Genomic DNA, 12,795 nt, shown 5'->3' with positions numbered 1-12,795 from the left:
TCTCCTTTTCTATTTATTTTTGAATTTGATATATAGAGGGAATAGTCTCTCTATATTAAGAGCTGGCAGTAGTAAATTTAACTAATGTAGTTGCTAAGGATTGTCCATAAATATCTTTTACGCCCTGTACAATGATTTCATATGTCTTTGCTGCTGTTAAATTAGTAGTTGGTGTAATAGTTAATACCTTTCCGGCAGTATCCAATGACATTGTATTTGCTACTAAAACACCGTCCGTAATATTCATAAGCAATATATTGCTGTAATCTGATACACCATTATTAAATGTTAATGTAGGTTTTGCACCTAATGCAATTGCTGTAGCATTATTTGCTGGTGTACTAGAGGATAGTAGTAATGCATTTATTGCTGTAAGAGAAGGTATTGGAACACTATTAAACCAAGTAGAATCTATATTCTCGGGACAGTTTGGGTCTGTAGTATCAATGTGGTATTCCCATGGATGTTTTGTATTATTCCCATCAGCAAAACTCCATTCGGTTGGTTGAGCCGTACCAGCTAACTTTGGAACTTCTGATAAGTCAGGTTTACCTTGTAAGGATTTCAAATCTTCGTCAGGTGGTTCAAACATAACTTTATATATTACTCCATATCTGTGTCCTAACACTCCATCAACTTTTATTGGTGCTTTATATAAAAGAGTAATAAATGGAGGGTTATCTGAATCAGCACTAATAGAGCCTCCTGTACTTGCAAGACTCTGTCCTAAAAGGAAAGCTCTTTCAGCACTAGACATACTAAATCTACTCATAGATATATCCGCACTATCAAATTGTGTAGCTTGATCAACTAACCTATTCTCCGCATAAGCCTTTGTATTATTTGTTTTTGGTTTGATAGATAGTTCCTGAACATTTTTATAATATTGTGGTGTAGTAAATGTCATACCTGCAGATGTATCTGCAAGCTGTTTAGCAACATAAAGTTTTTCTATACCCATTAAAGGCATATATAATCACTCCCTTTTAATAAAATAAAAAAGCTCTCAGCTTTGAGAACTCTCAACATATTTAAATCTAATTATTTTATGGTTTAGCTTTGTATCTGCTTCGTACATTTCTGTCGTATATGTTCGATAATATCCTGCTGCTGTCATTAATTCTAAAACTTGATTATAGAGGATTGTAAAATCTCCTTTAGTATAAATATCTACCTGAATATAATATCCAGTTTCTATTTCTTCATTTTCTGCAAAAGCTTCTCCATTTTCATTATAAATAAACCAAACAATATATGGGTCTGCCTTTCCCTCATAATGAAGCTTTTTAACTTGAACTTCTGTAGGTGCTAATATATCAGATAGTTTAATCATAAACCTAAACCTTCTTTTAATTCTTCTTTTATAATCTGCTTGGACTTTTCTTTATTGTTTTCATAAGCAGGTGCCATAAAAGGCTTTGCGCTCATTTTCGACGTTCCAAATTCAAGAAATTTTGCCCTCCAGTTGGTGTCTTTCCCAGGGCCAACCCTTACATATTTTCTTCCATTTTCAATTTTAACATTTGAAACCTGTATATCATCCTTTATATGTTTTTCATTAATATCACTAACTGCAACTATATTTCTCATGTCCTCTACAACCGGCTGTGCTGCTGCTTTAAGTGCGGCATTTTGTATACTTGAACCTTTTCTACCAAGCTCTTGTACTTTATCAATTAATTCGTTCATTCCTTCAAATTGAATATCTACGCCCATTTTATTCACCTCACTGTAACTGTAGTGTCAAATCAAGACTTACAGGATTGGTATCATGCATTTTTTGTACTATTTTAATATCGTAAACTTCGCTACCAATTTCTACATGGTCATAAGTATCTATATTATTTAGCTGAGGTATCCTTATAACTTTACTTATTGCCATTTTATTTCCCTGTGCCTCAAAAAATCTTTTGAATCCCAAGACACGATTAGTAAAGCCTAAATTTTCATACTTATAAGTCTTGCTTTCATTGTCATCAATAGTATAAATATTACATACACCATCACTAAAAGGAATAAACTCAGTAGGTGTCTTTATTTTCACATCATCACCCCACTGTTACAGTTATTTTCCCGGCTCGAATTGCTTTATTATTCTTATCTATTTCAACAACAATAATGTCATTACCCGCCATAGCAGCGATTTCAGCAATTCCATTCCATTTAGTATAGCCATTAGTAGAATCGCATACATCAAAATAACCTGGTAAAGAAAGCTCTGTACCAAGTTTATATGCATAACTATTATCTTCATCTAGCTGTGGAGACACTGAGATTCTAGTATATCCTGTAGAAGTACCCACTGTAGATATAACTGTTAATCTTCGAGGTACTTCAAATTGGTGCTGCAAACTTAAATCTAATAATTCACTTACAAAGTTCTTTTCAAACATTTCAAGAGCTTGGCTGTTTGCATACCTGCAATAATCCAAAAGTAATGTTTTAGGCTGACCCTCCGTTGTAAAATCCAAAGAAGGCACACCTGCTATGTCTGTAAGACGTGCTATTCCCCTATTTATAAATCCTTTCAAATTATTATCTGTGTTTTCATCTTGCCAAGTTATACGGAGATATGATTTTACTATAGGTAGTAATTCTTCTGTTACAGTTGTATCGGTCACTTAAATCACCTCAATTAAGCTTTGGATGTAACAGTTGCTTCGCCAACGCCTTTACATTGATTAGTAGCATTAACTTCAGCTATAATTATCTTATTACCTGTTGTTGCAACTATTTCATCAGTCCCATTCCATGCAGTCCATCCACTTGTTAGTATCTGATTAAGTACTGGCAATGATAATGAAGAGCCTGTCTTATATTTGTAAGTATTTCCATCATTTAAAGCTGGTGAAACTGTGATTACTGTATTTCCTGTAGTTGTAGTTGAAGCTGATGAATTAACTGTTAACTCTTTTAATGGCGCCTCATTATCAATTACAACCTCATTTTTCATTGGCTGTAATCCGCTAATATCTGCAACTACAAATGCATTATTATCCAGAGCTCTGCCATTACCATAAAGTTTAGTAATATAAACTCTCTCATCATCTAAGAACTTGACTTCATCAGAAAATTCAATCTTACCACCTGATGTTCCTGCACCTATTCCCATAAAATATTTATTTGCAATTCCAAATATAGCCCTACCTTGTGGTGTCCCTGGCGATTGAATTACGGTAGTTGGATATGGGAATAAGTTATTTGCATATGTTCCATCTAATAATTGTTTTGTCGTAGCTGGCATTACTTTTGTAAAATAGTCAATGGGATTTACTACAAGCAAAACATTATCTACTGTTCTTGTCTTTCCCGTTGGAGTCTGTACTAATTGTGCTACAATTGAACCATAAGTTATTGGTTTAAGATCAGTTATTACAATTGCCTTTTTTAAAGGATACTCTCCACCTTGTATAGTTACCCCATCAGATACGTCTCTATCCATTCCTATTGGTTCATTGTTTCCTGTACCATCCACGATTGCAAGCTCAAGTGCAAGAGCAGTAGCCTCTGCTAATGTTCCTCTTACATATGCATCTATCCAGTCTGGTCCTACATCTAACATATCTTTTGCAATTGGCATAAATGCTGTTAATTTACAAAGTGTAAGATTTAATAACCCAATAGCTCCACTCAGTTCTTCTGTTATTTTAGAATTAAGTGGCCCCCACACAGCGAACTGAACACCTTGTTTATTAACAACTATTTTTGTAAGAGTTGACGTATTTTTAAAATCAATTGCTGCAAGTAATGGATGCTCTGCTTTTATATCTGCAATGACATTATCAATTATTGTTTGAGGAAATGCATTATCTAATCCTGTAAATTCTTGCCTTGGATTAGCTGATTTCATCGCTTGAATTATGCCTTCATAGAATTTAGTTTCCTGTGAAGTTAATGGGTGCATTCCTCTCTTTGCAAGAATTGTACTATCTTGTGTTCTCTGATATGTGTTATAGTCTTCCATTACATTTTGTCTTACGGATTCAGCAAATTCAGCAAATGCTCTAGCAATTGAATCTTCATCTTCACTTTTAAAGGCTTGTACCAAGCTTTCTTTTAATTCCTGTTGTATTAAATCTTTACTTTTCATTGACATTATTCATTTCCCTCCATTTTCTTTTTAAATATTGCCATCATCTTTTCAGCATTGGTTTTCTGCTTTTCAAATTGTTCTGGTACCTTAATCCTACTTTGCATCTGCATAATCTGCTCTTTTATAGATTGTTCAAACCTCTGTTGCGCTGCAGCGATATTTTTATCTTCCCTGCCTGCTATTTCATCAGCTAATCCATATTGCAGACACTGCTCAGCAGTAAGCCATGATTGGGCATCTAAAAGCTGATTCAATGTTACTTCATCTAGCTTATCCCCCGCTTTTTCCAAATAACTTGAGCAGCTGGCTTTATCAATTACCTCAACATCATTAGCAGCCTTTCTAAGCTGCTCTGCATTACCAAAAGCGCCCATAGAAGCATGATGTATCATCATCAAAGTATTAGGACCCATTACAACCTTATCTGCTGCCATAGCAATTACAGAAGCTATAGAACAAGCAAATCCGTCAACATATACCGTCTTTTGTGCGGGGTGCCTTTTAAGCTGATTATAGATAGCAAGTCCTTCTTTAACTTCACCACCATAGGAGTTAATATAAATATTTATTTGAGTAATATTTTGTGCCTGTTCAAGCTGTTCTTTTATATAATTGGCAGATGTTTCACTTGGGATTGTTTCACCAGTCCACCAATCAACGCCATCACTCTGGACATAATCATAGATATATAATTCCAAAGTGTTTGGTTCTGCTGCCTGCTTTATCAAAAATATTGGTTTTGGCATTACTGACCGCCTCCTTCAATCGTATTTACATCCTGATAGTTTTTAGTTATCCAATGTCTTTTACTCCACTCTTCATTTAATGGTATATCACCTGCCTTTATCCTTAATTCATCAATACTATATCCTCCACATGCAATGAGTTTATCGAAAGCTTCACTTATACTAAATATATCTATATGCCTTATACACGTTGTATCTACTTTTAAATATGAACCTTTGATAAAAGCTTTTTTACCATATCTTTTACGAGTAATTTCCTCTCCAGTAATTGTCGTTATAGGATCTATACAGAAGCTTAAAAAATTATCAGTAATCTTTCCTATATCAGCTATATCACCTCTTAATAAAGAAGGTGGTATTCTAAAAGCTTGGGCTATCCTATCAAAAGCTTCTTTAGTTATGCTCTGTATATCTATTATCTCACTGGTGCTTTTTCTGGTAGATACTTCTCCAGGTTCATTATATTCCACACCTTTTGGCAAATGAACTATCGCATTTTCTGCCTCAAAATATGTTTTGAACTGATTATTAAATAGATCATCAAGTTTAGCATTAAACTCTTTATCACCTGACGATATCTTATCTAATCTAACTATTCCTTTTCTGCCACCACTGCGCTTGTATTTTCCTGTAGCCATATTATTTAATTCTTCATAACCATTTATCAAATTAACTAAAAGATTACGTATATTAGTATCATTTAGCTTAAAATACATGACATCAGACATTCTGAAAACTTTATCAAAACTCATAGTATTAACAACTACATCTGTAAAATAATTTTCCACAACTGCATATTCAACTTGATTAAAACTATCTGCAACTAATAATTGTCCATTTACTTCTATAATTAAGGCTTCTTCATAAAAAACTAAACGTGATATAAATTTTTGTAAAAATTGTGTTGAGCTTTCATTTAAATTAGGTTCTATATTCCAAAGATAATATTCATCACCCTTTACTTCTTTACCATTAAGAAAAGTTTTAAATTCGCATTTACTTACAACGTTAGCAATTAAATTAACAGCCATTATAATTCCAAACTTTTCTATATTTAATTTATTGGTTTGTTCTATGGCTTTTTGAGTTACATAGATTGTGTCTCTGTCAGCTCCAAAGAAATGCTTTGTCCAATCCCAAAATCCCAAAAACTCTCACCTTCTTTCAAGCAAAATAAGAACCCTTGCCTACAATACTAAAAATTTGTACAACCTCCTCAAACATGGTAAAATTTTGTTGAAAGGAGGTGTAAATTGTGACTTCCAAAATAATTACTTACGATCTTTGTGCTCCAGGTCAAGACTACACTGATTTAATAGCTGAAATCAAAAAGTATTCTCGCTGGTCAAAAATTACTGAATCATCATGGCTAATTGACACTGATGATTCTTGTGTATCTATTAGAGATAATCTAAATAAATATTTAGATTCTAACGACAGAATATTTGTAGGCGAATTAACAGGTGAAGCCGCATGGCGTAATATTATATGTGGCTCTGACGGCTTAAAAGAACGTCTCATTTGGATTAAAAAGTAACCAGTTAATTACCACATCTGTACACTCGGTTGCTTTTAGACTAAAATCTCAAAGGCAACCAAGTGTTTTAATTCAATTTAATATGTGTGTACTCCAAAATCAAAATCCATTTCCTCCCCACTATCTTCAAGTTCTATACCACCAGCACACATAGCTGCAACAAAAGCCATAAAGCCATCTGTTTTCCTACTTTTAGGTTCTATCTTTCCGTAACTCATATTGTCGTGCGCCTCAGACTTTTTACATGTATTATTCGTATACCAACGCATTAAGGGGTTATTTCCCCAAATGATGTTATGATTTACAAATAAGCTATTAATTGTAGGGGCAACTAACATTTGATTAGATGGTCTTGTAAGTTTTATATTATTAATACCTTTTTTATCTGTATCAAATCCCACAGCTCTTAATGCTTTTGATAATAAAGTGTATCTATAATTATCCATTCCAAGAGTAGTTATATTGTACTTTTGCCCCTGTTCAGCAAGCCACGCCGCAGGAATATCAGGAGATACTTCAACATTATCTACAAAAGTTAATAATTTCCCACCTTTTTCACTTGCCCATTCTTCTAATGGCGTCTTAATTCTAGGTAAATCATTACAGTTCCTACAAACCCACGTATGGCTTATCCAATAATATTTCTCTTTATATTTAAAGAGTAATCCAGCTACCACAAAGTCTGTGGTTTTTGCATAGTCAATTCCTGCTATACAAGTACACCCTGTTAAATCTGGTATAGGCTGATTAGTTGCAAGTATATTTTCCCAACTTGTAACTTCTACATCTTTATTTCCTTTAGGAATATTCATTCTCTTAGTCATAAAAGCAGAGTTACTTACAGGGTCTTCTTTATAGTCAATATACTCTTTTTCTATCTCCCTAAAAAGTTCCTCATTGTACTGTAGCAAGGGATTAGCCTTATGCCACATTTTTTTATTATCTACTTCTTTTTCATTATCAAGTTTACAAATAAAAGGTATTAATCCATTGTCGCCACCCTGTTCATTCAGTATTCTAATTGCCCTGGCTTTAATGCTATCAAGTGGTCCACCTCTTACATCTCCATCAGTAGTAGTAATTGTTGTCCTAGGATTTTTCTTTTTACCCAAACCAGTTTTAAATACATTTATAAGCTTATAATCCTCATATTGGTGGTATTCATCAAAATCTATTTTACCTGGCCTGCCACCATCTTTAGACTTTGCATTGCTAGTTCTAAACCTTAACTTAGATTTAGTTTTAACATTTTCAATAAGCTCTTTATTCCAACTGAAGTGCTTTTTAAGCTTTTGTTCATTTTCCTCCAATACATTATACACATCTTCAAAAGAAGTCTTTGCCTGGTCTTCTGCATTGGCACATATATCTATATCATAATGTTTTATTTTATTGTACTCAGATATAAGACAAAAATCTTCAAAGCTTAAATAACCATTTTTACCGGAACCCCTTCCCACATAAATAAATAAGTCCGGCCATCTTAAAATGCCAGGTTTGGAATAAGTACAATTATGGAGGGTAAAACAAAAAATCTCCCATTCATATAAATTAAAGGGGAAATATTTTTGGAGACTTAAATATTTATGGAGCAATTCCTCATCTACAAATAGATTTTCTTCTCTAAAGCATTTCTCGACATAATCGCATAACTGAAATTGCTCTTTGCATACTGCGATAGTTCCACTATGCACTAAATCAATATAATTTTGTATCTCAGGTATTAATTTAGAGTTCATCATCTTCATCACTTACTACATTTTCAATGGATAATCCAAGCTCCTTTAATATTGTAAGTTTTTGTTTATTATACAGCACGGCATTTTTCACGGAGGGATTCTCTTTCTCGAACTTTTTTCCTGCTGCTGATGTAGCTTCATAAGTGCATCCCTTTTCCTTGACATCTTTTTGCATAGCTTTTTCTTGCTTCCAGTACCAAACATAATCATCAACCAAACTTCTATAATGTTCAACATCAGCGTCGTTATCAATAAGCTGCCTTATTAAACTTTCTTTTATTGATTTAGCAGTTGCCATTTTTGATCCCTCCTTCAATTTTTTTCTCGTGTGCGTAACTTTTCTGTTTTGTCTTCCCTGCTACCCGTTCTCCCAATATGGTAGGATTTTTCATTTTTTTGACCCGGGGGAGTCTGTGCACATTGATATTACTTGGTTTGTCTCTTATTTCACTTAGACTTTTTTTAAAACCAAGTACATTTTTTCAATTAGATCTCTTACTTAATACATAACACTAATTATGTTATATCTAATTTACACGTCTCTAACGCTTATATTTTCTATATTTTTCTTTACTTACTAACAATATTAACTCATTCTCAATTAATAGTTTTTATTTTTTATACAAATAAAGCCACTATGCCCCTGTTTATAAGGATTTCGAACGTTTTTTAATAATATAGATTTTGTATATTATTTACAATAAAATATTATTACCCTGATAGTTAAAAAAATAACAATGTCCATTTATTGCCTAAACTTCATCTTCCCTAAAGTCAAGCTTATTAATTATATCTAGCAGCTCTCTCTTACTAACTTGCATATAAGTTCCTGTAACATTAAGACTATGACCTAATAGTTGAGCTATTATAATTTGGTTAACACCTAACTTACCCAAGCTTTGAGCATATAAATGTCTGAAACTATGTGCATGTGCTATCCCTTTATCAATTCCTCTTGCTTGACCAGTATAATACTTTATGGTGTTATGCACTGTCTGCCTACTTATTGCACCCCTTATGCCAGTAAACAAGTAATCAGATTTATTAATCCTGACAGTGTTATATGCCTGCCACTGCTCCTTTAGTTTCTTAGGTATTAACAATTCTCTAAACTTATTACCTTTGCCACTTATTATTATGCTATCTTTGGTTATATCTTTGGCCTTTATTTGGAGCATTTCACTCACTCGTGCACCTGTATAAAATAAGGTAAAGAATATTGTAACTGCTCTAACATCGTTGTCCTTTTGTGCTGCTCTCATTATTCTTCTTACACTACATATATCAAGCATGTCATTTATAAAATTCTGTTGTTCAATCTTCAGTTGTTTAACTTTTACAATTATCTTATAATTGAACACATCATCTAAGAATAATATATATTGATTCAGTGATACTAACTTTCTATTTATGGTCTTTATAGAGAATTGATTTTGCAATAAGTACTCAGTATATTCTCTTATATCAACTTTATTTATACTTGCAATATCTTTCTTATAATAATTAAAGAATTGAATCATATCACTTACATAACTCTCTACAGTACATTTACTTTTTTCACTATCATAAAGATACTCCTTAAATTCATCTAACTTCATAAGATCACCATTTCTCTTCATTTATGAATTTTTCTTTTTTATTACCTTTGCGTTTTTCAGGATGTAAATCATTATGACATTGCTTACATACCGCAATTAAGTTACTTTTAGTTAATGCTAATTGAGGATATTTTTTTAAGTGCTTAATATGATGTACTGTAACTGCCTCATTAACTAATCCTTTAGATTTACATATCTGGCACTCATCGTTCTGTTCTTTAAGAATATCTATTCTTAAATGCTTCCATTCAGTTGATATATAGAATCCATGCATGTTGTTATTTATTATTAAAGAATTAATCCAACTTACTAATTCTAAATCATTCATATCACCACCTCACTGCTACTTTTGTTTATTAAAAAACAAAAGAGCCTGAACATAATCAGACCCTTTTGGGATTAACTTTATTCTATAATATTTTTTATATTTTCTGGCAAGTATTCCTTAAAAGAAGATACATCTCCTTGCCTTAAGGTACGTACCAAAGTATGAAATCTAACAAAAGTTTCTCCAATCTCATCAACAGAGTCAACTGACTTATTCCTAAAATACAATTGAGTAAGTTCGGTTGCTACATCTAACATATTCCTTTGTATTGGAGTTGGTTCCACTCTAACATCATTGCTCATAAATATCGCCTCCTCTTACAAAGCTTTCTATATTCAGATGTAATATTCCTTTATTTGTCGAATCATTTGTTTAAAACTATCCAGTCACATCAGTTTATTCTTACACTTTATATTTTTTTAAAATCTAAACATATTTTAAAATTTTCGGTAACTTCGTCAATTAAAAAGATTAAACTACTTCTTTCCTTATTTATCTTTTCAAACCAAAGCATATACTCTGGTCCACCTTCTGGAGGTGGATTATTAGCTATTAACTTAGAATAATCTGATATTTTTTTCTCTATGGAATTAACATATTTGTTTAGCTTATCCCCAATTAAGAAAGTCCTCTCTGATGAATCTTTCCAAAAAACTTGCAGACATTCACCTATTTTATTAGCAAATTCTCCGAATTGTTCATCTCTACTTTTAGGTAAATCAACATGTTGTACCGAACATATTAAGACTTTTATAGCATTATAAATTTTAAAACGTTTTTCATATAAACTAAGATTAATTTGCCTCTTTATACTTTTATTCTGTCGTATTCCTAAATACATAGTAACGAATAACATTATCACTGCCATAATGGCTTGCACTATTGTTGCCCAAACTGTCGCCTGGTCATTACTCATTTTTATCACCTCAATAAACTAATCGTATATAATAATTTCTATATAAAATAGGTTTATTCCTCCTTTTATCCAATTATCTAACCTGCTTTATAGCTCCTTTATGTCTCTTATATGAGGAAGCTTCCATAAGTTCTTTATAATCTACAAGACCATCTTCTTTAAACTTCTTTAAATCATTTATGTAATCCTTATTTATGGATATCCTGACTAAACTTTCAACAAAGTAAGGATTCTTAGGAAGCCTTTTCTCTAAAGCCAAATCTATAAGCAACCTTGCTATTTCTATACTTTTAACATGTGCATGACCTTCTTTAAATACCTTATTTATATTTACAACTAAAAAATCTTTACATACTGGAATTACTATAAAGTTTTCTTTCTTATAAATCTGGTTCAATTTACTCACTTCCTTTAATATTCAATATATAGTATAGTTATCCACATTATACACAATATATTGTGGATAACTATTAAAATAAAATTGCATAATAAAAAGCACCAGTAACTTAAAACCAGTGCTCTAAAAGGTGGTGTTCTATTTTATTAACTTCCTTTTCATTTGATAGTCGCTCAGGTGTATCCCATGTTACCACCGGAGCAACCTCTTTATTTATTACTATATCCCCATCAGGGTTCGTTTTATATACAGATCTATTCTTTTTTATAAATGCACTAGCACCTATATATTTATTTGCTTCATAATTAACTGACCTCACAGCTTCCCTTCTGCAAGTTTTAGCAATTCTATGAGAGGCTTTCAACCATCCAAAATTTCTTTGAATACATTTCTTTACAGTATCCTTTTTACAATCCAGCTTCCTTGCAATTTCAGAATCTGTAAATCCTTCTATATATAAATTTTCAACCTGTTTTTTATCTATAACAGCCCTCAAATCATCAACTCCTAAAAAAGTGTATAGTTCACCCAAACCATAAAAGGAGACATACTTCATTTCCCTAAAAAGCTAAAAATATAGTTTATATTACCATTATACCTCATATATTTTAAATCAGAGTGCCATTAAAGGGACAAAAAAGGGACATTCTATAACCCTAAAGCTATGGCAATTTTATCTAAGGCCCTTTTTTTAATTCTCTTGCATTGTCTTTCAGATTTATAAACCTTATAAGTAAACTCATAATAGTACATGCCATCTATACATGCATATGTTATAACTTCTCTTTCAACCTTACTAAGTGAATTTAAAGCTCTATCAATCTGATCTATTTTTCTCCTCATAATTTTTATTCTATTATTCAATAAATCTAATTTACTGTCTATATGTTCTATTCCACAGCCATCATCATTCAACACCGTATATTCTTCTTTTAAACTTTCAATACCTGCCTTTATACTCTTATAGTTATATAACCATTTTTCAGCTTCTAATTTCCTATCAAATTCTTTTTCATTCATGTCCCTATCCCTCCATTAAAAAGTAAAAAGGCTGCAAACCTAATCTCTAAAATTAGATTCACAGCCCCTATTAGCTCTTCTATAGTTCCAATTAACTATATGCGTGTTATTCTCATATCAATATATTACATTGTTTCTTATTCATTTACAAGCGTAGTATTGTATTTTATAATATTACATCATTACTATTTAACTTCGTATTGTTTTATCAATTTATAAAATGTAGTTTTCTTTACACCTCATAAATTCATCTTATATATTAATTATGCTTCAATGTTCGTTTGAAATCAATTATATAAATGAACGTTTTTGTTGTATATTTAGTACGCGTTTAAGCCTTTTGTTAGAGGTTTAGTTCGTGTTTTTTTAGTGTATACTCTATTTGAACGTTTTGGATAGGTACTAGAAAATCACCTAGGAC

At 32.0% G+C, this 12,795-nt stretch carries 18 protein-coding genes; 1 reads left to right on the top strand and 17 read right to left on the bottom strand.

All coding sequences use genetic code 11. The annotated features are described in order from the left end of the window. Positions 1-55: 55 nt before the first annotated feature. The 8 genes from ACJDU8_RS15755 to ACJDU8_RS15720 are packed head-to-tail and all read right to left on the bottom strand — an operon-like array spanning position 56 to position 5,987. A complete protein-coding gene (locus ACJDU8_RS15755) occupies positions 56-970 on the bottom strand; it encodes a major tail protein (RefSeq protein ID WP_406793109.1) in 915 nt (304 codons plus the stop codon). A 36-nt stretch (positions 971-1,006) separates the two neighbouring features. Beyond that, positions 1,007-1,333 (bottom strand): hypothetical protein, encoded by a 327-nt coding sequence (locus ACJDU8_RS15750; protein ID WP_406793108.1) that lies wholly within the window; start codon positions 1,331-1,333, stop codon positions 1,007-1,009. Beyond that, positions 1,330-1,716 carry an HK97-gp10 family putative phage morphogenesis protein gene (locus tag ACJDU8_RS15745; protein ID WP_406793107.1) on the bottom strand — a complete coding sequence of 129 codons (387 nt, stop codon included), beginning with the start codon at positions 1,714-1,716 and terminating at the stop codon, positions 1,330-1,332. The genes ACJDU8_RS15750 and ACJDU8_RS15745 overlap by 4 nt, the downstream gene beginning before the upstream one ends. A gap of 10 nt (positions 1,717-1,726) precedes the next feature. After that, positions 1,727-2,044 carry a hypothetical protein gene (locus ACJDU8_RS15740; protein WP_406793106.1) on the bottom strand — a complete coding sequence of 106 codons (318 nt, stop codon included), beginning with the start codon at positions 2,042-2,044 and terminating at the stop codon, positions 1,727-1,729. Positions 2,045-2,048: 4 nt separating this feature from the next. Then, positions 2,049-2,621, bottom strand: coding sequence for a hypothetical protein (locus tag ACJDU8_RS15735; protein ID WP_406793105.1), 573 nt, complete (start codon positions 2,619-2,621; stop codon positions 2,049-2,051). Between the two features lie 14 nt (positions 2,622-2,635). Continuing rightward, on the bottom strand, positions 2,636-4,096 hold the full coding sequence (locus ACJDU8_RS15730; protein WP_406793104.1) for a phage major capsid protein: 1,461 nt from the start codon (positions 4,094-4,096) through the stop codon (positions 2,636-2,638). Continuing rightward, entirely contained in the window at positions 4,096-4,839 is a 744-nt protein-coding gene (locus ACJDU8_RS15725) for a head maturation protease, ClpP-related (protein ID WP_406793103.1), read from the bottom strand. Before ACJDU8_RS15725 ends, ACJDU8_RS15730 begins: the two co-directional genes overlap by 1 nt. After that, positions 4,839-5,987, bottom strand: a complete 1,149-nt coding sequence (locus tag ACJDU8_RS15720; RefSeq protein ID WP_406793102.1) for a phage portal protein — start codon at positions 5,985-5,987, stop codon at positions 4,839-4,841. Before ACJDU8_RS15720 ends, ACJDU8_RS15725 begins: the two co-directional genes overlap by 1 nt. 107 nt (positions 5,988-6,094) lie before the next feature. Between ACJDU8_RS15720 and ACJDU8_RS15715 the strand changes: the two genes are divergently transcribed. Next, complete coding sequence (locus ACJDU8_RS15715) at positions 6,095-6,376, top strand: CRISPR-associated protein Cas2 (RefSeq protein WP_406793101.1); 282 nt, start codon at positions 6,095-6,097, stop codon at positions 6,374-6,376. Between the two features lie 77 nt (positions 6,377-6,453). Here ACJDU8_RS15715 and ACJDU8_RS15710 read toward each other — a convergent pair whose 3' ends face one another. The 9 genes from ACJDU8_RS15710 to ACJDU8_RS15670 form a co-directional block, all read right to left on the bottom strand. Next, complete coding sequence (locus ACJDU8_RS15710) at positions 6,454-8,115, bottom strand: terminase TerL endonuclease subunit (RefSeq protein ID WP_406793100.1); 1,662 nt, start codon at positions 8,113-8,115, stop codon at positions 6,454-6,456. Then, a complete protein-coding gene (locus ACJDU8_RS15705; RefSeq protein ID WP_406793099.1) occupies positions 8,105-8,413 on the bottom strand; it encodes a P27 family phage terminase small subunit in 309 nt (102 codons plus the stop codon). The genes ACJDU8_RS15710 and ACJDU8_RS15705 overlap by 11 nt, the downstream gene beginning before the upstream one ends. A 454-nt stretch (positions 8,414-8,867) precedes the next feature. Next, positions 8,868-9,734 carry a tyrosine-type recombinase/integrase gene (locus ACJDU8_RS15700; protein WP_406793098.1) on the bottom strand — a complete coding sequence of 289 codons (867 nt, stop codon included), beginning with the start codon at positions 9,732-9,734 and terminating at the stop codon, positions 8,868-8,870. Further along, the gene (locus ACJDU8_RS15695; protein WP_406793097.1) at positions 9,718-10,041 is read right to left on the bottom strand and encodes an HNH endonuclease; all 324 of its coding nucleotides are present in this window, start codon (positions 10,039-10,041) and stop codon (positions 9,718-9,720) included. The genes ACJDU8_RS15700 and ACJDU8_RS15695 overlap by 17 nt, the downstream gene beginning before the upstream one ends. 77 nt (positions 10,042-10,118) lie before the next feature. Beyond that, positions 10,119-10,343, bottom strand: a complete 225-nt coding sequence (locus ACJDU8_RS15690; RefSeq protein WP_406793096.1) for a hypothetical protein — start codon at positions 10,341-10,343, stop codon at positions 10,119-10,121. Positions 10,344-10,450: 107 nt separating this feature from the next. Then, positions 10,451-10,957 (bottom strand): hypothetical protein, encoded by a 507-nt coding sequence (locus tag ACJDU8_RS15685; protein WP_406793095.1) that lies wholly within the window; start codon positions 10,955-10,957, stop codon positions 10,451-10,453. A 73-nt stretch (positions 10,958-11,030) separates the two neighbouring features. Further along, entirely contained in the window at positions 11,031-11,354 is a 324-nt protein-coding gene (locus tag ACJDU8_RS15680; protein WP_406793094.1) for a hypothetical protein, read from the bottom strand. Positions 11,355-11,463: 109 nt separating this feature from the next. Beyond that, positions 11,464-11,850 carry a DNA-binding response regulator gene (locus ACJDU8_RS15675; RefSeq protein WP_406793093.1) on the bottom strand — a complete coding sequence of 129 codons (387 nt, stop codon included), beginning with the start codon at positions 11,848-11,850 and terminating at the stop codon, positions 11,464-11,466. A 152-nt stretch (positions 11,851-12,002) separates the two neighbouring features. Then, on the bottom strand, positions 12,003-12,374 hold the full coding sequence (locus ACJDU8_RS15670) for a hypothetical protein (protein ID WP_406793092.1): 372 nt from the start codon (positions 12,372-12,374) through the stop codon (positions 12,003-12,005). Positions 12,375-12,795 lie beyond the last annotated feature (421 nt).

This window comes from Candidatus Clostridium eludens, from assembly GCF_045310515.1.
Taxonomy (GTDB): domain Bacteria; phylum Bacillota; class Clostridia; order Clostridiales; family Clostridiaceae; genus Clostridium_B; species Clostridium_B eludens.
This window is presented reverse-complemented; position numbering and strand designations above follow the sequence as displayed.